Raw genomic sequence first — 20920 nt, 5'->3', positions numbered from 1 at the left:
TAGTAGAAAAAAAGCTGAAGGAGGTCCCGGAAACGACGGGGGACATCGTGATATCCATTCTGGCGGAGCTCGGGGACGATGCGGCCAGCCAGGCGATCGGCATTTTTGTGGAGGGATTTTACGACACGCTGCGTATCTTCTCGGTGAACCCGGTTAGATTGGCGAAGGAGGCCCGGTGAAGAGGGGGGCAGTCGGTTAAACGACGAGCTCATTCCTGGCTATGGTGGATGATAATGGAATGTTTAGGACTTTACAGGAACATACATTCGGTTTATGATGAGAGAAGTTAAGCATAGGGAGGGTATTCATATGCCATTTTGCAAGGTAAGCCAAGCAGAACTTTATTATGAAGAGAAGGGTTCGGGGCGCCCGATCGTGATGATTCACGGTTTCACACCCGATCATCGGCTGATGAGCGGCTGTATGGAGCCGGTGTTCGAGAAGCGTGAAGGTTGGCGGCGGATCTACCTTGATTTACCGGGGATGGGGCGCTCACGCAATTATGCGGATATCGAGAGTACGGACGGGATGCTGGACGCCGTGCTGGAACTGATCGACAAGCTGATCCCCGAATCGAACTTCGTGGTAGCCGGCGAGTCATACGGTGGGTATTTGACAAGAGGGATCATTGCCCGTCGGTCTCAGCGAGTCGAGGGTGCGGCGTTGATTTGCCCTATGGTTGTACCGGACAAGGAGCGCGCGTTACCACCGCATACAGTATTTTACGAGGACCCGATGCTAATTGCCGAACTACAACCCGAGGAGTACGCGGATTTTCGCTCGATGGGGGTTGTTTTAGACCGACGCGCTTGGGAAAGGTATGCCGAGGAGATCGTCCCCGGGTGCCGTCTGGCGGATGCGGCTTTTTTGGACAAGATTCGGAAGCGGTATGGGTTTTCTTTTTCCATCGATCAGGAGGCGTTTGCAGCTCCTTCGTTATTCTTGCTCGGCAAGCAGGATGCGACGGTTGGGTATGCCGATGCGCTTCAATTATTGGAGCAGTATCCACGCGGTACGTTTGCCGTCATGGATCGGGCGGGACACAACCTACAGATCGATCAGGAAAATGCGTTTAACGTGTTGGTGAACGAGTGGCTGGATCGGGTTGAAGAAGCTTGGGATAAGGAATGATGAGTTGAGATCGGGTTGTGGGTAGGCAGACTAGAATACGATTTTGACTGACCCGGGTGAAATTTGGTGGAGGTGTTCCGGAACGTATGAGTTCAAGACCAAGCCTTTAACTCGCGCCGGATGATCCTGCCTGAAGAAAAGTCGCCAATATCGATGTGGACGTGTGGCGTGAATGAATCCGGCAGTCGGTCGAGCATTTGCAGAGGGTGAATCCGAACGAGAATAAAGGGGATTAGCTAGTAAACGGCTCTTTCTTTGTGTCGGAAACGGCGCGGGGACGGGGAGTGGGGCGCAGGGTGGCTGCGTTCGTTTGAAATGTATACGAAAAATCGAATAGAATCTGCGGATTCCAGAGCTTTTGGCGAATTATAGCTGATTTTTCATACATATTTGACCTGGCGGAGGCTAAAAGCCCAAAATCTATATGAAATTTCGTATAGAATTCACGATATCTGCCGTTTTGATCTGAATATAATCGAAATTTCGAATAGATTTCGGCGGCAGCAACGACCAGGCTTCGACGAACCCTTAGGGGTTCTCATCCCAACCTGGGATATATCCAAAAAGAGCACCCATATGGGTGCTCTTTTTGTACCAGTCGGGGTACTCTCGCAGCGCTCGAGACTCCGCTCAACCGCCCCGCTTGGGCGGGCGGCTTCGCTTCGACACCCCCCCACCGGGGGTTCTCATCCCAACCTGTGAACGCAAAAACACTCTCCATTTAGGAGAGTGTTTTTTGTTACGTCCCAGGAGGTGTACTCTCGCAGCGCTCGAGACTCCGCTCAACCGCCCCGCTTGGGCGGGCGGCTTCGCTTCGACGCCCCCCCCACCGGGGGTTCTCATCCCAACCTGTGAACGCAAAAACACTCTCCATTTAGGAAAGTGTTTTTTGTTACGTCCCAGGAGGGATTCGAACCCCCGACCGACGGCTTAGAAGGCCGTTGCTCTATCCAGCTGAGCTACTGGGACATCTTTAATATGAAAAACACAAGCAAAAAATATTATATCATATGAGGTGTACAGGATCAAGAACCATAAGATGAAATTGGCAGGAGCACTACAGACGCATGATCTAGGCGCCAGGGCTACCCGCTCAGACATAAGGTTTTTGTCTTCGCCGGGGACTATGCTATAATCTCAATTAATTGCTATTCGGATGAAAGGAGGTGCCCTTATCAGCAGTTTACGACCCGATGAGAAAGACAACATCGTCTTGTTTCCAAAAACACTGGATTACTATCAGATCGAATTGACCCGCATGCTGGAGACGGAAAGATACGGGGAGGCCGTTGAACTTCTGCAGTTCCTGCTTCAGTGCCAGGGTGAGGATCCACGGCATTACGAGGAATGGCAGGCTTTGCTTGACTGGCTGATTGGCGCATTTCCCGCGCTGAAGAACGGCATGACGGATTCGCAGGGTCTCGAGGATGAAGACGAAACCGAAGAAATGTTGGCACGCCGGCTCGCAGAGGCCAAACTGGCTGAAGATGCGGGTTATGCGGACAAATTATTACATACCGTGAGGGACAAACCGCTATCGGAACAGACGTTTCTGGCTCTTGAACAACTCGCTTACCTGGATCGGCCAGAAGTCGACGATGCGCTGATCGGATGGATTAGCCGGGAGGAGCTTCATCCGCTGCTCCAATACCGGGTGCTGCAAACGCTGCGACGCCGTGGTACGACAGGGACGCTGGTATTTACGCGCGGAGGCGAGCGGGTGGAGGTGGAGATCGAAGCCGTCCCGCTTAAACCGGAGGATTTCCCCCCTGCCGTGCAGTCCGTATTGGACCGCGTAGGAGATCTGACGCAGGTTCATGATCCGACTCTTTTTTATTTTGCCCAAGAGTTATGGTCGCAGTTCGTCATGGCTTTATACGGAACGGTGGATTATCGTTCGCTCCTAAGCGAGGAGGATTCGGTGATCGATATCTGGGCGGCGGCATTACATCAAATGGTAGCGGATAGCTTGTCCGGCAGCCAAAGCGATGAGGAAATTCGCGCCATGTACGGGATTACCGATGGGCTGCGGCTTCGGTATGAGCAGATCTGCCGGTTGCTCGGCAAATTCGTCGCTTCGGGACGGCTTCGCGGAATGTAGCGGGTGGGACAAGAAAGAGGATCATTCTATGAAGCTTGTAAAAATCCGTTTGCCGCGCCCAATACCTGGCTGAGGATCGGCTCTTGTAAAAAGATGTTTTGTTGTTTATAATATAATGGTTATTCTGATCGTGCTCATAGAGACAGCTATACTGGAACCCTAATGCAAGATGCCTCGAAATAGCTGCTTTATTCGCGATTCGGTTTCAGTATTTAAAGTATATGTGAAATTTGGAGGGGAAGGCATAAAATGAAAGCAACTTGGGAAAAAATAGAGAAGAACCTCGGCGTACTCGAGGTTGAAGTGGAGGCGGACCGTGTAGCCGTCGCACTGGATAAAGCTTTTCAAAAAGTAGCAAAGAGAGCGAACGTACCTGGCTTCCGTAAGGGTAAAGTGCCTCGGCCGATTTTTGAAGCGCGTTTTGGCGTGGAAAGCTTGTATCAAGATGCCATCGACATCTTGCTGCCTGAAGTGTACAGCGAAGCTGTAGATCAAACGGATATTTTCCCGGTGGATCGTCCTGAAGTGGACGTTGAGCAATTTGCTAAAGGACAACCTTTCAAGTTCAAAGCAAAAATTACAGTTAAACCTGAAGTGAAACTTGGCGATTACAAAGGCGTAGAAGTTCCTGCCGTTACCGTTGAAGTCAGCGAAGACGAACTCAACAGTGAACTGGAGCGTTTGCAACAACGTCATGCAGAGCTTGTTGTGGTTGACGAAGAACCGGCCCAAAACGGGGATACGGTTGTTATCGACTTTGACGGTTCCGTAGACGGTGTGCCTTTCGAAGGCGGTCAAGCAGAACGTTATTCCTTGGAACTCGGAAGCAACACGTTTATTCCTGGGTTTGAGGAACAAGTGGTAGGTCTGGCTACCGGCGACTTTAAGGACGTAACAGTCACTTTCCCGGACACGTACCATGCCGAAGAACTGGCTGGCAAAGAAGCCGTGTTCAAAGTGAAAGTGCATGAAATCAAACGCAAACAACTGCCTGAACTGGACGATGAGTTCGCGAAAGACGTTAGCGAATTCGATACGCTTGCTGAGTTCAAGGAAGATCTGAAGAAACAACTGAGCTCCCGCAAAGAGCAAGAAGCGAAGTCAACCCGTGAAGGGGCACTCGTTGATAAAATCGGCGAGAATGCGGAAGTGGAAATTCCGGAAGCCATGATCAATGGCGAAGTGGATAACATGGTTCGCGACTTCGACAACCGTCTTCGCTCGCAAGGCATGAACCTGGACATGTTCCTGGGCTTCTCCGGCCAAACGGTGGATGACCTCAGAGGACAAATGCAGGGAGATGCCGAGAAACGCGTTCGCAACAACCTGGTGCTTGAAGCGATTGCGAAGGCTGAGAAGATCGAAGTAACTCAAGACGAAATCAACAAAGAACTGAACGATATGGCGGAAGCTTACAAGCGTACGCCGGAAGAAATCCGCAACATCTTGGCGGCGAATGGTTCTTTGGGCAGCTTGAACGAGGAAATTCTGATCCGCAAGACGATCGAGTTCTTGCTGGAGAACAGCAAAGAAGTTCCAGCCGAGCAAGCGGAAGCAAAGTCTAAAGAAGCTAAACCGGCTGCAAAGAAAACGACGAAGAAATCGACGAAAGCTGAATCGAAAGCAGACGCCGACAAAACCGAAGCCGAAGAAGCCCAAGACGAAGAGTAATTCACTCTAGCCTTGAACCCGCTTCTTTGAATACATCACGATAAAAGTTAGGGCACGTATGATAAAATGCGTGCCTTAATTTTTCATCTCCGAACGATACATTTATTTCCATTACGCACGGGACAAGCCTTAGGTTATATAATGTGTAAAAACAAACATAAACTGTACGGGGCGAAAAATGACATGGGGCTTCGAACATGATAGAATGTTTTACGTAAGCGTAAGGGAAATTGATAAGGAAAAGAGGTTGGTCGCATGAGTCTGGTACCTATGGTCGTAGAACAAACGAATCGAGGAGAACGGTCGTACGACATCTATTCAAGACTCCTTAAAGATCGCATTATTTTTCTCAGCAACGCTATTGATGATGAAGTTGCCAATCTCGTGATTGCCCAACTGTTGTTTTTGGCGGCCGAAGATCCTGAGAAAGATATTCACCTGTACATCAATTCTCCGGGTGGTTCCGTTACCGCGGGGATGGGTATATATGATACGATGCAGTTTATCAAACCTGATGTGTCCACCATCTGCGTGGGTATGGCGGCCAGTATGGGATCGCTGCTGCTGACGGCGGGGGCCCCGGGTAAGCGTTTCGCGCTTCCAAACAGCGAAGTGATGATCCACCAGCCGCTTGGCGGCGTTCGCGGTCAGGCGACGGATATTAAAATTCATGCCGACTGGATCATCAAGACGAGACAAAAACTGAACCAGATCTATGTAGATCGTACGGGTCAACCCCTTGAAAAAATCGAGCGCGATACGGACCGCGACTTCTTCATGAGCGCGGATGAAGCCAAGGACTACGGGATTATCGACAAGGTTATCTCCAAGCCCACTAATCTATAAAGGGGTGTTTACATGTTTAAGTTTAACGATGAAAAAGGACAACTGAAATGCTCGTTCTGCGGCAAATCGCAAGAACAGGTACGCAAGCTTGTTGCCGGACCCGGCGTTTATATATGCGACGAATGCATTGAGCTGTGCACGGAAATCGTGGAAGAAGAGCTTGGCCACGAGGAAGAACTGGATCTCAAGGAAATTCCGAAGCCCAAGGAAATCCGCGATATTTTGGACCAGTACGTCATCGGCCAGGAGCAAGCGAAGAAATCGCTGTCCGTTGCGGTTTACAACCACTACAAGCGGGTGAACACGCAAAGCAAGATCGAGGATGTCGAGCTGCAGAAGAGTAACATTTTGCTGCTCGGTCCTACGGGTTCGGGGAAAACCCTCCTTGCCCAAACGATGGCGAAAATCCTGAATGTACCGTTCGCGATCGCCGATGCGACTTCCTTGACCGAAGCCGGCTATGTCGGCGAAGACGTCGAGAATATCCTCCTGAAGCTGATTCAAGCTGCTGATTATGATGTGGAAAAAGCGGAACGCGGCATCATTTACATCGACGAAATCGATAAAGTGGCGCGTAAATCGGAGAATCCTTCGATTACCCGCGACGTTTCCGGCGAAGGCGTGCAGCAGGCGCTGCTGAAAATTCTGGAAGGTACGGTCGCTTCCGTTCCTCCTCAAGGCGGACGTAAACATCCGCATCAGGAATTTATCCAAATCGATACGACGAATATTTTGTTCATTTGCGGCGGCGCGTTTGATGGTCTGGAGCAAATGATCAAACGCCGGATCGGCAAGAAAGTCATTGGCTTTAATGCGGTCAGCGATGGGCAAAAGGATCTTAAACCGGGCGAATATCTGTCGATGGTATTGCCGGAAGACCTGCTGAAATTCGGGTTGATCCCGGAATTCGTAGGCCGTTTGCCGGTCATCTCGACCCTCGAGCCGCTGGATGAGAAGACGCTGGTTCGCATTTTGTCCGAACCGAAGAATGCGCTGGTGAAGCAATACCAGAAGCTGCTCGAGCTGGACAACGTCAACCTGCAGTTTGAACCGAAGGCGCTGGAAGCGATCGCTCAGGAAGCGATTAAGCGTAATACCGGGGCGCGTGGTCTTCGTGCAATCATTGAGGGCATTATGCTTGACGTGATGTATGAAGTACCGTCCCGCGACGATATTTCCGACTGCGTCATCACCGAGAAGGTCGTTCAGGAGAAAACCGTTCCTGAATTGGCTGCTAAGCCAAACAAAAAACAAGAAGAAAGCGCGTAAGCGGGAAACCGTTTGTTCACGCTAAAATAAAGGTCAAGGTTCTCCACCTTTGCGGTTGTCGTGCCCTCAGAAAGCGCGGCTCCTGCGGGGGTGGAGCTTTGATCGTTATGGGAGAGACCAGACATGACATTCTTGAGACAAGATACGCGGCCGGTCAAAGTCGGGAATCTGACGATCGGCGGCAGCAACGAAGTTATCATTCAAAGCATGTGTACGACGAAAACAGCGGACGTTGAAGCGACAGTCGCGGAAATCCTCCGGTTGGAGGAAGCGGGTTGCCAGCTGGTACGCGTGACGGTGAACAATGAGGAAGCGGCTGCGGCGATCAAGGAAATCAAGAAACGGATTCATATCCCTCTGGTTGCGGACATTCACTTCAACTACAAGCTGGCGCTGCTGGCAATCGAAAACGGCATCGACAAGGTCCGGATTAATCCGGGCAACATCGGCCGCCGAGAGAAGGTTGAGGCCGTTGTTAAAGCTTGTAAGGAACGCGGCATCCCGATTCGGATCGGGGTAAACGCCGGCTCGCTGGAGAACCATTTGCTTGAGAAATACGGTTATCCGACCCCGGAAGCGATGGTGGAGAGCGCTTTGTTCCATATTGGCATTCTGGAGGAGCTGGACTTCCATGATATTATCGTATCGCTGAAGGCTTCGGATGTCCCGATGGCAATCGCAGCCTACACCAAAGCGGCTGAGGTGATTCCTTACCCGCTGCATCTGGGTATTACAGAAGCCGGTACCTTGTTCTCTGGTACGGTTAAGAGCGCAGCTGGTATCGGTGCCCTCTTGTCGATGGGCCTTGGCTCGACGGTACGTATCTCGCTAAGCGCCGACCCGGTAGAGGAAGTGAAGGTAGCGCGCGAGCTATTGAAGACGTTTGGGCTGATCACCAACGCTGCGACGCTCGTCTCTTGCCCAACCTGCGGGCGCCTGGATATCGACCTGTTCTCGATCGCCAATGAGGTTGAAGCTTATATCTCGAACCTGAAGGTACCGATCAAGGTATCTGTACTCGGTTGCGCCGTCAACGGCCCCGGGGAAGCACGCGAAGCGGATATCGGGATAGCCGGCGCACGCGGGGAAGGGCTGCTGTTCCGCTACGGAGAAATAATTCGCAAGGTGCCGGAAGCCGAGTTGCTGAACGAGTTGAAGAAAGAGATCGATCATATCGTTGAGGTGTACGAAGCGACCGGTGAAATTCCGGGACGCAAGGAACACCGGGCCCACGTCCAGTCCTAATTCGAGGTTACCCCAAACCGCAATCTGCTTGATGCAGGCTGCGGTTTTTTTGTATTCCCACTTGAAAATCCTTGTTTTACCTTGGAGCGAAAAGGCTATACTACCAAGTATCAGTCCAAGAGGTTGTTCAAAAAGTCGTCCGACTTCTTGAACAAGCAGTATAAGTGTGGGAGGCGTAACGCGTATGGATTTTAATGTTATCCTGATGGCGGTCCAAATGTTCTTTGCCGTAGTCATCGGGCTTTATTTCTGGAATCAACTGCGTAGTCAAAAAGGGAATCGACTCGCGGTGGACCGGGAATCGCGCAAGGAAATGGAAAAATTGCGCAAGCTTCGGGCTGTCTCGCTCACCAAGCCGCTTGCGGAGCGGACCCGTCCGGCTTCGATGAACGACATCGTTGGGCAGAAGGACGGTTTGCGTGCGCTTAAAGCGGCGCTTTGCAGCGCCAACCCGCAGCATGTGATCATTTACGGGCCGCCAGGCGTAGGTAAAACGGCAGCGGCACGCGTCGTGATGGAGGAGGCGAAGAAAAATCCGGTCTCTCCGTTTAAGACCGATGCGAAATTCATGGAAATCGACGCGACCATCGCTCGATTTGATGAACGCGGCATCGCAGACCCGTTGATCGGTTCGGTGCATGATCCGATTTATCAAGGGGCGGGGGCCATGGGCGTTGCCGGCATTCCGCAGCCTAAGCCCGGTGCGGTCACGAAAGCCCATGGCGGCATTTTGTTTATCGATGAAATCGGTGAACTGCATTCGATTCAAATGAATAAACTGTTGAAGGTCTTGGAGGACCGCAAGGTGTTTCTGGAGAGTGCGTATTATAACTCTGAAGATGCAAATACGCCAGCGTATATTCACGATATTTTCCAAAATGGGCTGCCTGCGGATTTCCGACTGGTAGGGGCGACGACCCGTTCGCCGCAAGAGATTCCGGCCGCCCTGCGTTCGCGGTGCATGGAAATCTATTTCCGCCCGCTGCTGCCGGAGGAAATTGCCCAAATCGCCGAGGATGCCGTGAAGCGGATTGGCTTCCAGCCTTGTCCGGAAGCGGTGGAGGTCATCAAGAAATATGCGACCAACGGCCGCGAAGCCGTTAATATGGTCCAATTGGCCGCTGGCCTTGCCCTCACTGAGAAGCGCGACCATCTGTTGGCGTCGGATCTAGAATGGGTGGCAACGAGCAGCCAGCTTGCGCCGCGGCCGGACCGCAAAATTCCGGCTCAACCTGCGGTTGGCGTCGTCAACGGACTGGCCGTGTACGGCGCGAACATGGGCACGCTGCTGGAGATCGAAGCGACGGCCGTTCCGGCTGAAAAGGGCAAAGGCCTTTACAACATTACCGGCGTTGTGGACGAAGAGGAAATTGGCGGAGGCAGCCGTACGTTACGCCGCAAGAGCATGGCCAAAGGGTCGGTGGAGAACGTTCTGACCGTTCTGCAGCGGATCGGCCTGAACCCATCGAATTATCACCTTCATATCAACTTCCCGGGCGGAACCCCGATCGACGGTCCGTCCGCCGGGCTCGCCATTGCCACCGCCATTGCGTCGGCGATCAAGCAAGTCCCGGTGAACCATCAGATCGCCATGACCGGCGAGCTGGGGATCCACGGCAAAGTGAAGCCGGTTGGCGGCGTCGTGGCTAAGGTGGAGGCGGCGTTTCAGGCAGGCGCGACTACAGTGTTGATTCCGAAGGACAACTGGCAAACGTTGTTCGAAGGGTTGGAAGGGCTGCAGGTCATTGCCGTCGAGACATTAGGAGATGTGTTCCGACATGTCTTTGGTCCCGAAGCGGAGAAGAACCTCGAGCTGCCGATTGGCGGAGAATTGTTTGCCCCGGCAACTGCTCCTGCGCCCTTCCTGCATGCGGAGTCTCCTTCGCAAGGCGGGGCGATGTAACCGGGGGAAGATACGAATTCGATAACGTCCGGCTCGTTTGCTTTCCGGGGGGCGGCTGCCTGAAGCGGTCGCTCCTCGTTGGTGTTTTTATGTAACATTTGCTAAAATAGCAATGATATCAACAGAGAACGTTTGGAGGTGCATAAGCGATGGGACCCCATAAATCCAAAGGCCGGCGTTTCCCGCTGCTGCCGCTGCGCGGTCTGCTCGTCTATCCAAGCATGGTGCTGCATTTGGACGTAGGACGAGAGAAATCCGTGAAAGCGCTGGAAAAAGCCATGGTCGAAGATAATCTGATTCTCCTCTGTTCTCAATCGGAAGTGAACATAGAAGAACCGACCCAAGAAGATATCTTTCGCATCGGCACCGTCGCGAAGGTGCGCCAGATGCTGAAATTGCCTAACGGTACCATCCGGGTGCTGGTGGAAGGCATGGAGCGCGCGGAAATTATCGAATATTTGGATAATGACGAATATTATGAGGTTATGGCCAAAGAACGCCCGGAGGAAGAAACGGTCGATCCGGAAGTTGACGCGCTCATGCGCACGGTTTTAACCCAATTCGAACATTATATCAATTTATCCAAGAAGGTTACGCCGGAGACGCTGGCTGCGGTATCGGACATCGAGGAAGCGGGGCGCCTGGCAGACGTCATTACCAGCCATTTGTCGTTGAAGATCAAAGATAAGCAGGAAATCCTTGAAACGATCGACGTCCGCAAGCGGTTGGAAAAACTCCTCGACATCTTGAATAACGAGCGCGAAGTGCTTGAGTTGGAACGTAAAATCAACCAACGCGTCAAGAAACAGATGGAGAAGACACAGAAGGAATATTATTTGCGCGAGCAAATGAAAGCGATCCAGAAGGAGCTCGGCGAGAAAGAAGGGCGAGCTGGAGAAGCGGAAGAACTGCGGTCCCAACTCGAGGAGAAAGGGCTGCCGGAGAACGTTCGGGAGAAGGTCGAGAAAGAAATCGATCGCCTGGAGAAAATGCCGGCGAGCTCGGCGGAAGGCGGCGTTATCCGCAACTACGTGGATTGGCTGCTTAGCTTGCCGTGGAGCAACAAGACCGAGGATGACCTGGATCTCGCCAAAGCGGAACAGGTGCTGAATGAAGACCACTATGGTCTGGATAAGCCGAAAGAACGGGTCCTGGAATATTTGGCCGTACAGAAGCTGGTCAAAAAATTGAAAGGGCCGATTCTTTGTTTAGTCGGACCGCCGGGGGTCGGGAAAACGTCGTTGGCTCGTTCAATCGCTCGTTCCCTGGGTCGAGAATTCGTCCGTATCTCGCTCGGCGGCGTACGGGACGAAGCGGAAATCCGAGGACACCGCCGCACCTACGTTGGCGCCATGCCTGGCCGGATTATTCAGGGCATGAAAACGGCTGGCACGCTGAATCCGGTGTTTCTGCTGGACGAAATCGACAAGATGGCCTCCGATTTCCGCGGCGATCCCTCGTCGGCGTTGCTTGAGGTACTGGATCCGGAGCAAAATAACACCTTCTCCGATCATTTTATCGAGGTTCCGTTTGATCTTTCGAACGTCATGTTCATCACGACGGCTAACGCAGTGCATAATATTCCGCGTCCGCTGCTCGATCGGATGGAAACGCTGTTTATTCCCGGTTATACGGAACTGGAGAAGCTCCAGATCGCGAACCGATATTTGCTGCCGAAGCAAAAACGCGAGCATGGGCTGGAACCGGAGCAACTGGCGATCGGTGAAGACGTGTTGTTGAAAGTCATCCGCGAATATACCCGCGAATCCGGCGTCCGTAACTTGGAACAACAGGTGGCCGCATTATGCCGCAAAGCCGCGAAACAGATCGTATCCGAAGACAAGGAGCAAATCTCAATCACTTCGGACACGTTGAAGGATTACCTCGGCCCAGGGAAGTTCCGTTATGGCATGGCCGAGCTGGAGGACCAGATTGGCACGGTCACCGGGTTGGCCTGGACGGAGGTCGGTGGAGAAACGCTGGTGATCGAGGTGACGGTCGTGCCAGGCGCCGGGAAGCTCACGCTGACCGGCAAGCTGGGCGATGTCATGAAAGAATCCGCGCAGGCGGCTTTCAGCTATACTCGTTCCAAGGCGGCGGAGCTCGGGATTCCGCTTGATTTTCACGAGAAAAACGATATTCACATCCATATCCCCGAAGGGGCCATTCCGAAAGATGGTCCCTCGGCGGGCATCACGATTGCTACAGCGTTGATCTCGGCTTTAACCAACCGCCACGTCTCCAAGGACGTCGCCATGACCGGCGAAATCACGCTGCGCGGACGCGTGCTGCCGATCGGCGGGTTGAAAGAGAAATCGCTTGCCGCGCATCGGGCGGGCTATCGCAAAGTCCTGATGCCGAAGGACAACGAGCGTGATCTGCGCGACATTCCGGACAGCGTTAAGGAAGATCTGGAGTTCGTGCCGGTGTCCCACATGGACCAAGTGCTCGAGCATGCGCTTGTGGAACATCCTGAAGTGCATTAGCATGAAAGGCGCGGCAGAAGCTTACACCGCGTTCAAGAGAGGAATTGAATGATGAAGGTAACTAAGGCTGAATTTATCATCAGCGCCGTCGGCCCCGATCAATATCCTGAGGACGCCTTGCCGGAAATTGCTCTGGCAGGGCGTTCCAATGTGGGCAAATCGTCGCTGATCAACCGAATGATTAACCGCAAAAATCTGGCACGCACGAGCTCGACTCCCGGCAAAACCCAGCATCTGAACTATTACCGGATCAATGATCGGGTTTATTTTGTGGACGTGCCAGGTTACGGGTACGCTAAAGTATCCAAATCGCAGCGCGAGGTCTGGGGCAAAATGATCGAGAAATATTTGCAGGAGCGGGAGACGCTGAAGCTGGTCCTGCAGATTATCGACCTCCGGCATCCGCCGACCAAGGACGACGAGCTGATGTACGATTGGCTGAAGGCGTTCGATCTGCCCGTTTGCGTCGTTGCGACCAAAGCGGACAAGATTCCGAAATCGCGCTGGCAAAAGCATTTGAAGATCGTTAAGGAAGGGCTAGTGCTGCGGGCGGGCGATCCGCTGATTCTCTTTTCCGCGGAAGAGGGGATTGGGAAGGACGAGCTATGGGCGCAGATCGCGCGCTATGCTGAACTTTCGGAGGAGACAGAGGATAGGATTCCGGACGGCGCGGGAGCCGAAAATGGAAAAAGTTAAGAATTCGATGGATGCGGAAGGGATTCGAAGTAGTTTCAGCAGGAAAGTGAGTATGCAGCGAGATAGTTCAGGATAAAAACGGCTTAGTGCCGTTTTTTCTGAAAAATGGCAAGATTTCGCGTTTTGGCAGCTGAGCGTACGGCAGGAATCGTAGTGTATAATTATGATAAAGCGATTTAAGAATTGAGGAGATTTGTATGGCTCAGCGGTTAGCCACAGAGTATGTCAATGCCAGTATGCGTTTAACGGAAGTCCAGATGTCGCAGTTCGTTCACAAAGTATACGATCCTCACGTACGTCAGCGGGTCAAGGTGCTAGACAACGGTGGGCAAGTGGTCGTGCTGGAGGATGACGGCGGAGAAGAAGTGCATCTGCCATTTGAACGTAAGGACGGTTATTATGTCTGCGAAATGTCTTTCCGCTTGGAAAAACCCCATTTAACGAACGTGATGAGACTGCTGTTCGCAGCTTTTAAAGGCTCCGGCATGGTCACTCGAATTTATAACGGATTCATGATGATGTATTATTATCAGGAAGGTCGGGTTCGCAAAATTGTCGAGTATTCCCGAGACTCCTATAAGCTGGTGTTCGAGTTCAAGGATGCAACGGCAGATCTGCAGCAGGTGTACCGGAATAACGATGTCGAGTTGGAAATCGCCCGTATCCGGAAGGATGTGAATGCACTGCTCGATCAACGGTTTATTGCCAGCGAAGCGGACGTGGATCGCATTGACGATGAATTGCGCCATTGCTCGCGCAGATTGTTCGTTCTCGAAGCTTAAGAAATAACACGGTTCACCCCCTTAGTTGGAGTCACCTGTGGGAGGGCGGCAACATAATGTACTAGTGATAACTACCCTGATATCAGGGTAGTTTTTTATTCCAAGTACCGCGGGCGAAAGCGGCTTTTCCACCAGAAAAAATAAGTTGCATTTGTCCTCAAGAGATGTTATTTTTAATCTCGTTGAAAAGAATATAGGAACCAGGATTCACTCAGGACATGGAGATGTTGCGAGAGATTTTTCCCTCGGGAAGTGAATGACGTAGGTCCTAGCGGATGAAATTTTTCAAACATTTTGTTCCTAGGAAGGGGGAGCCGGAAGATGGAATATTCAACTTTCGGAAGACACGTTGCGGTTGATGCTTGGGGAGTCGACTTTGAGGTGCTGAACAACGCAGGGTTGTTGGAAGCTCACCTGGTGGAAGCTGCAGAAGCCTGTGGAGCCACCGTGCTGTCCATTCAGTCCAGACAGTTCGAGCCGCAGGGTGCTACTGTTCTTGTGATGTTGTCGGAAAGCCATCTCTCGATTCACACGTATCCTGAGAGAGGGTTTGCTGCCATTGATTGCTACACTTGCGGGGAAATGGTTGATCCGCAGCTGGCGATCGATTACCTGGTTACCGTCTTGAATCCAGAGAAAACGTACGCGAAAAAGCTGATTCGGGGTTTGGGCGAGCTGGAAGTCGCCGAACCGGACTCCAATCGGGCCGAATTCGTCTAAACATTGATAGATTTTCAGAAATATGGGTAAAATAGGATAACCATGGACCTTCCATGGTTATTTGTTTTGACGGTATGAAATTCATAAATAATTCATAAAAAACTCATAGAAACTGCCGGGGAGTTTGGAACTACTGTGATATAATTAACATAGTTTGTTTTCGGTAAATGCTATTGACATCTTTTTCAAGGCAGGTGAACTTGCAATGCACATCGTCGTAGTTGGGTTAAACTATCGGACGGCGCCTGTGGAAGTCAGGGAACGCTTTTCTTTTGCGGACAAGGATATGCCGCAAGCGCTGCAGGAGCTCTTACGCACCAAGAGTGTATTGGAAGGCGTGATTATCGCCACCTGCAATCGTACGGAAATCTATGTTGTGGTTGATCGTCTACACATGTGCGGGGCATTCATTCGCAGTTTTATGGAACGTTGGTTCGGGGTTCCTCGCGAAGAATTTACCCGTCATTTATATATGTATGAAGATGAACAAGCGATTCGCCATCTGTTCCGTGTCGCTTGTGGTTTGGATTCGATGGTGTTGGGGGAAACGCAAATCCTTGGTCAGGTGAAGAATGCGTTTCTGGTGTCGCAAAGCGAGAAAGGGACCGGAACGTGGTTTAATATGCTGTTCAAACAAGCGGTAACGCTGGGCAAACGGGCCCACTCCGAGACGGCGATCGGTGAAAGTGCCGTCTCCGTCAGCTACGCGGCTGTTGAGTTGGGCAAGCGGATTTTCGGCAGCTTTGAAGGGAAACGCGTATTGATCCTAGGTGCCGGCAAAATGAGCGAGCTAACGGCCAAGCATCTGAGCGGGGCTGGCGCGGAAGAAGTGCTGGTGGCCAACCGGACGTACGCTCGTGCTCAGGAGCTTGCCGCGAAATGCGACGGCGTGCCTTGCACGATGCAGGAAGCGATGGAGCGACTGGAAGAGGTCGATATTCTGATCAGCTCGACCGGTGCGGAAGGATACGTCATCACATCGGCACAGGTTGCCCGGAGTATGAAGGGGCGGCTAAATCGCCCGTTGTTTATGATCGATATTGCCGTGCCGCGGGATATCGAGCCGGCCATTGGCGAGTTGCAGCAGGTATTCCTGTATGATATCGACGATCTTGAAGGGATCGTGGAGAGCAATATGGAGATGCGCCGTGCGGAAGCGGTCAAGATCGAAGGGATGATCGAGGAGGAGATGGCTGCTTTTGCAACCTGGCTGCAAACGCTAGGCGTGAAGCCGGTAATCCGAGCGCTGCAAGAGAAGGCTTCCGATATTCATGAAAGCACGCTGGACAGTCTCTTTAACAAGTTGCCGGAGCTAGATGAAAGGCAACGCAAAGTCATTCGCCGACTTACCAAGAGCATTCTCAACCAAATGATGCATGATCCGATCAACCGGATCAAGGAACTGGCTGGGGAAAGCCAAGGCACGGATGCCTTGGAGCTGTTTACCCAAATCTTTGCGCTCGAGGAACGTTTGGATGCACCTAGTGAAGCGTCTTCCGGCAAGGAGACTTCGGCGTCACTAGAGTCCAAAGAGATTTTGTCAACCCAGGAGTCCGAAGGCTTAACGGATCTCCAAGGTGTGGCCCCAAGCCGAATCCCTTTTGAGCCGGAGCCTTCGCTGCCACTTGCGAAGGTATCCGTGTGAACTTAATAGGTTAAACTGCGAGAACGCCCTGAGCCCTCTGCCGTATGCAACGAATCGCAAGGCTGATTCGACGCTAAAGCGGATGGCACAGGGCTTTTTTTGAAGGGATGAACATGGAAAAATGCGGCAGGGTAGGGTATGCTATTAACGAGTTGAAGATAAGGATCAGGGGGATACGACATGCCTTATTATGTGCCCGTCCTGTTGAATTTGACCGGTCGGCGTTGCGTTGTGATCGGCGGCGGGCCGGTTGCTGAGCGGAAGGCGATGATGCTGGTTGCTGCGGGCGCGGAAACGGTCGTAGTCAGTCCTGCCATAACGGATGGTCTGCTGCGGCTTCTTAAAGAGCAGCGTCAGGGCGTTTGGATCGAACGCGAGTACCGACATGGGGATCTTGCCGGCGCGTTCTTGGCCTTCGCCGCGACGGATCGAACAGAGGTGAACGCCGCTGTTGCCGCCGAAGCTGAAGCGGAAGGCATTCCGATAAATGATGCCGGAGATGGCGCACGAGGAAATATGATTACTCCCGGCGTTCTACGGCGCGGCGGGCTGGTGGTGGCCGTTTCGACCTCGGGAGCGGGACCGGCGGCGGCGCGGGAACTGATTCGGGAGATCGACCAGCATTTTGGAGAAGATTACGAGCAGTATATTGACTTTTTGAGCTCCATGCGAGCTTTCATTAAAGAGCGGGTCAGCGATCCCGGTAGGCGAAAACGTCTGCTTCGAAGATTAGCTGAGTCCGATATTTTGACCTCGATCCGAGGAGGGGGTTTCCATCGGTGGGACGAAGCGGCGATGATCGCCTGGATCGAGGAACAGACGGAGGAATAAGCATGACAAAGCGAACGATTGTGGTGGGAACGAGACAAAGTCAATTGGCACTGACGCAGACGGGACAGGTCATCGATGATTTGAAGGCGCTCTGCCAGGAGCATAACCTGCCGTATGATTTTGAAATCCGAAAGATTGTAACCAAGGGTGATCGGATCCTGGATGTGACGTTATCCAAGGTCGGTGGCAAAGGTCTGTTCGTGAAGGAAATTGAGCAGGCGATGCTGGACAAGGAAATCGACTTGGCGGTACATAGTATGAAGGATATGCCGTCCGTGCTACCGGACGGGCTAATCAACGGCGCCGTGCCGCGGAGGGTAGATCCGCGGGATGCGCTGATATCGAGAAGCGGCCTGAGCCTTGACGAACTGCCTCATGGCGCCAAAGTTGGGACCAGCAGCCTGCGCCGCGCCAGCCAATTAAAGGCTTATCGTCCGGATCTCGTATTGGAGCCAATCCGCGGGAATATCGATTCCCGTTTACGCAAGTTGGAGGAGGAAGGCTTTGATGCGATTATTCTGGCGGCAGCCGGGTTGTACCGGATGGGCTGGGAGAATCGGATTACGGCATATCTCCCGGCGGAGGTTTGTCTTCCGGCGGTTGGCCAAGGGGCGCTTGGGATCGAATGCCGCGAAGACGACGTCGAGGTTCGCCATCTTTTATCCCTTTACAACGATCCGGACACGGCGGTGACGATTGCCGCTGAACGTCGTTTCCTCGGCGTGCTGAATGGCGGCTGCCAGGTGCCGATTGGGGCCTTCGCGACGTTACTGACGAACGAAGGGACCTCTGATCCAAGCGGCCGCCCGCGTTTGCAGTTGACGGGGATGGTTGGCTCAGCGGATGGCGTGAAAATATTAAAGGAAAGCGCTGAAGGGACAGATCCGACTGAACTGGGCGAACAGGTTGCCGGTCGGTTGATTTCCTTGGGAGCAGCCGCATTATTACAAGAAACCGGGGAGTGATGGAGCATGGCCGGTAAAGTTTATCTGGTTGGCGCGGGACCCGGGGATGCGCGATTGATTACGCTGAAAGGGCTCGATTGCCTGGAGAAGGGCGATGTCATTGTGTATGATCGACTTGCCAATCACAGTCTTTTAAAGAGAACGAAACCCGGAGCAGAGAAAATCTACGTTGGCAAAAGAACCGATCGCCACACGATGAAGCAGGAGCATATCAATCAGCTGCTGGTCGATTTAGCGCTTGAGGGCAAAACGGTGGTTCGCTTGAAAGGCGGGGACCCGACGATCTTCGGCCGCGTTGGTGAGGAGGCTGAACTGCTTCGCAAGCATGGTATACCTTATGAGATCGTACCGGGGATCACCGCCGCGATCTCAGTGCCCGCATATGCCGGAATTCCCGTAACTCACCGGGATATGGCTTCGTCCGTGTCGATCATTACGGGTCATGAAAGCCCGGATAAACTGGATCTATCGATCAATTGGGAAAAAGTGACGAACGCAACCGGTACCTTGGTATTTATGATGGGCGTGGCGAATATCGGACATATCAGCAGACAGCTGATTCATTACGGACGTCCGCCCGAAACGCCGGTCGCCCTCATCCGCTGGGGGACAAGAGCGGAGCAGGAGACGCTGATCGGCACGCTTGCCGATATTGAGCGGAAGGTGCGCGAAGCCGACTTCAAACCGCCGGCCGTCACGGTCGTCGGCGAAGTGGTGGCCCAGCGTGAGCAACTCAAGTGGGCAGAATCGCTGCCGCTGTTCGGCAAGCGGATTCTCGTCACCCGCTCGCGTTCGCAGGCGAGCGAGCTGGTGCGCGGCATCGAGGAGCTTGGCGGAGAGCCGTACGAGTTCCCGGTTATCGACATCGTGATGCCGGAGGGGCGCGAGCTGGCCGACACCGACGAAGCACTAGCCCAGCTGGAACGGTACGATTGGGTGTTTTTTACGAGCGTGAACGGCGTGGAGTATTTCTTCTCGCACCTGGAGAGACTGGGGAAAGATGTAAGGGGGCTGCACAAAGCGAGAATCGCGGCTGTAGGGCCGGCGACGCAAGCGGCGCTGCGCCAACGCGGTATCGCTGCGGAAGGTTTGCCGGGCAAGTTCCAAGCCGAGGGGCTGATGGATACTTACGGCAGTGAGCTGCGGCCGGGGCAGCATGTACTGCTGCCGCGCGGGGATCTGGCTCGTGCCTGGCTGCCGGCTGCTTTGCGTGAGCAGGGATTAACTGTCACCGACGCGGTCATGTACCAAACGGTACCGGCCGGGGAAGCGGACGACGAGCTGCTGAAGATGCTTGAGAAAGGCCGCATCCACGCCGTGACCTTTACCAGTTCGTCGACGGTGACGAACCTGCTGGCCGCTCTAAGCGCGATGGGCGTGGCCGATCCGGCTGCGGCGCTGCGGGGCGCGGAGATCGCTTGCATCGGGCCGGTCACGGCGAATACGGCTAAGGAAGCTGGCCTGAACGTGTCCATTCTTGCAGAAGAAGCGACGATCGACAGCTTGCTTCAGTCGTTGTGCGCTTGGAAAGAACGGAGCGGTCCAGCGGAGTGAAATGATTTTTCAACACGGGGGTTGCCCCTGTGCTGCATATTAGGAGGGTATCAAACATGAATTTTCCGATCATAAGACATCGCCGGCTGCGTCAGTCGGCCGCCATTCGCGGCATGGTACGTGAAACCGTTCTGACGGTGGATGACTTTATCCAACCGATTTTCGTGACCTACGGGAGTGGCGTCAAGAGCGAGATATCGTCAATGCCCGGGGTTTTTCATTTTTCGCTCGACACCTTGGAAGAGGAAGTGAAGGAGATCGTTGATCTGGGCATTCCGGCGGTGCTGCTGTTCGGTATTCCAGAGACGAAGGATAGCGTGGGCACCTCGGCTTTCACAGAGGACGGTATCGTACAAGAAGCGACGCGGGTCATTAAATCGCGGTATCCGGATTTGCTGGTCGTTGCCGACACCTGCTTGTGCGAATTCACGGATCACGGGCATTGCGGGATGGTACATACGTTTGAACGGGACGGGCATGTATGCGGTGACGTGATGAACGACGAGTCGCTGGAGCTCTTGGTGAAAACCGCCGTCTCTCAAGCACGTGCAGGCGCTGATATCATCGCCCCGTCCAACATGATGGACGGATTCGTGCAAGCGATCCGTTCCGGGCTCGACGAAGCCGGCTTCAGCCAAGTCCCGATTATGTCTTATTCCGTCAAATATGCTTCCGCTTTTTACGGACCGTTTCGTGAAGCGGCCGACTCCGCGCCGCAGTTTGGCGATCGGAAGACGTACCAGATGGACCCGGCTAACGTCCGAGAAGCTCTGCGGGAAGCGGAATCCGATGTGATGGAAGGCGCGGATATGCTGATGGTCAAGCCAGCGCTGGCCTTTATGGACATTTTGCGCTTGCTGCGCGATCAGTTTGATCTGCCTCTGGTGGCGTATAACGTGAGCGGCGAATATTCGATGGTTAAAGCAGCTGCTCAGCAAGGCTGGATCAATGAGCGAGCGATCGTTACCGAAATGCTGGTTGGCATGAAGCGGGCAGGCGCAGATATCATCATTACGTATTTCGCCAAAGATATGGCACGCTGGCTGCGCGAGAAGCAGTAAGCTTGGATATAGAC

At 53.1% G+C, this 20920-nt stretch carries 17 protein-coding genes and 1 tRNA gene; 17 read left to right on the top strand and 1 reads right to left on the bottom strand.

Features of this window, described 5'->3' with window-relative positions; translation table 11 throughout:
* Nucleotides 1-47: 47 nt before the first annotated feature.
* Nucleotides 48-179, top strand: coding sequence for a hypothetical protein (locus tag IM700_RS23405; protein ID WP_272491468.1), 132 nt, complete (start codon nucleotides 48-50; stop codon nucleotides 177-179).
* Nucleotides 180-309: 130 nt separating this feature from the next.
* The gene (locus IM700_RS16835) at nucleotides 310-1131 is read left to right on the top strand and encodes an alpha/beta fold hydrolase (RefSeq protein WP_193418104.1); all 822 of its coding nucleotides are present in this window, start codon (nucleotides 310-312) and stop codon (nucleotides 1129-1131) included.
* Between the two features lie 895 nt (nucleotides 1132-2026).
* On the opposite strand, the gene IM700_RS16830 is transcribed toward IM700_RS16835, so the two are convergent.
* Nucleotides 2027-2100 (bottom strand) — tRNA-Arg (locus tag IM700_RS16830).
* 187 nt (nucleotides 2101-2287) lie between these two features.
* On the opposite strand from IM700_RS16830, the gene IM700_RS16825 reads away from it, so the two are divergent.
* From IM700_RS16825 to hemB, 15 genes are all read left to right on the top strand, one after another.
* The gene (locus IM700_RS16825; RefSeq protein WP_193418103.1) at nucleotides 2288-3232 is read left to right on the top strand and encodes a hypothetical protein; all 945 of its coding nucleotides are present in this window, start codon (nucleotides 2288-2290) and stop codon (nucleotides 3230-3232) included.
* 249 nt (nucleotides 3233-3481) lie between these two features.
* Entirely contained in the window at nucleotides 3482-4903 is a 1422-nt protein-coding gene (gene tig, locus IM700_RS16820; RefSeq protein WP_193418101.1) for a trigger factor, read from the top strand.
* Between the two features lie 255 nt (nucleotides 4904-5158).
* Complete coding sequence (gene clpP / locus IM700_RS16815; RefSeq protein ID WP_155608615.1) at nucleotides 5159-5749, top strand: ATP-dependent Clp endopeptidase proteolytic subunit ClpP; 591 nt, start codon at nucleotides 5159-5161, stop codon at nucleotides 5747-5749.
* A 12-nt stretch (nucleotides 5750-5761) separates the two neighbouring features.
* Nucleotides 5762-7018 carry an ATP-dependent protease ATP-binding subunit ClpX gene (clpX, locus tag IM700_RS16810; RefSeq protein WP_155608616.1) on the top strand — a complete coding sequence of 419 codons (1257 nt, stop codon included), beginning with the start codon at nucleotides 5762-5764 and terminating at the stop codon, nucleotides 7016-7018.
* A 123-nt stretch (nucleotides 7019-7141) separates the two neighbouring features.
* Nucleotides 7142-8263, top strand: coding sequence for a flavodoxin-dependent (E)-4-hydroxy-3-methylbut-2-enyl-diphosphate synthase (gene ispG, locus IM700_RS16805; protein WP_193418099.1), 1122 nt, complete (start codon nucleotides 7142-7144; stop codon nucleotides 8261-8263).
* Between the two features lie 184 nt (nucleotides 8264-8447).
* Entirely contained in the window at nucleotides 8448-10166 is a 1719-nt protein-coding gene (gene lonB, locus IM700_RS16800; protein ID WP_193418096.1) for an ATP-dependent protease LonB, read from the top strand.
* A gap of 149 nt (nucleotides 10167-10315) precedes the next feature.
* Nucleotides 10316-12652, top strand: coding sequence for an endopeptidase La (lon, locus tag IM700_RS16795; protein WP_193418094.1), 2337 nt, complete (start codon nucleotides 10316-10318; stop codon nucleotides 12650-12652).
* A 51-nt stretch (nucleotides 12653-12703) separates the two neighbouring features.
* A complete protein-coding gene (gene yihA / locus IM700_RS16790; protein WP_193418170.1) occupies nucleotides 12704-13348 on the top strand; it encodes a ribosome biogenesis GTP-binding protein YihA/YsxC in 645 nt (214 codons plus the stop codon).
* 197 nt (nucleotides 13349-13545) lie between these two features.
* Nucleotides 13546-14130, top strand: coding sequence for a non-ribosomal peptide synthetase module (locus IM700_RS16785; protein WP_193418092.1), 585 nt, complete (start codon nucleotides 13546-13548; stop codon nucleotides 14128-14130).
* A 321-nt stretch (nucleotides 14131-14451) separates the two neighbouring features.
* A complete protein-coding gene (gene speD / locus IM700_RS16780) occupies nucleotides 14452-14850 on the top strand; it encodes an adenosylmethionine decarboxylase (protein ID WP_155608621.1) in 399 nt (132 codons plus the stop codon).
* A 205-nt stretch (nucleotides 14851-15055) separates the two neighbouring features.
* Complete coding sequence (gene hemA, locus IM700_RS16775) at nucleotides 15056-16495, top strand: glutamyl-tRNA reductase (protein WP_193418090.1); 1440 nt, start codon at nucleotides 15056-15058, stop codon at nucleotides 16493-16495.
* A 180-nt stretch (nucleotides 16496-16675) separates the two neighbouring features.
* Nucleotides 16676-17326 (top strand): precorrin-2 dehydrogenase/sirohydrochlorin ferrochelatase family protein, encoded by a 651-nt coding sequence (locus tag IM700_RS16770; protein WP_239483988.1) that lies wholly within the window; start codon nucleotides 16676-16678, stop codon nucleotides 17324-17326.
* A gap of 2 nt (nucleotides 17327-17328) precedes the next feature.
* Nucleotides 17329-18291, top strand: coding sequence for a hydroxymethylbilane synthase (gene hemC / locus IM700_RS16765; RefSeq protein WP_193418088.1), 963 nt, complete (start codon nucleotides 17329-17331; stop codon nucleotides 18289-18291).
* Between the two features lie 6 nt (nucleotides 18292-18297).
* Entirely contained in the window at nucleotides 18298-19845 is a 1548-nt protein-coding gene (gene cobA, locus IM700_RS16760; protein WP_193418086.1) for a uroporphyrinogen-III C-methyltransferase, read from the top strand.
* 56 nt (nucleotides 19846-19901) lie between these two features.
* Entirely contained in the window at nucleotides 19902-20906 is a 1005-nt protein-coding gene (gene hemB / locus IM700_RS16755; protein ID WP_193418084.1) for a porphobilinogen synthase, read from the top strand.
* Nucleotides 20907-20920: the final 14 nt, after the last annotated feature.

It is taken from the genome of Paenibacillus rhizolycopersici (assembly GCF_014947195.2).
Taxonomy (GTDB): domain Bacteria; phylum Bacillota; class Bacilli; order Paenibacillales; family Paenibacillaceae; genus Fontibacillus; species Fontibacillus rhizolycopersici.
This window is presented reverse-complemented; position numbering and strand designations above follow the sequence as displayed.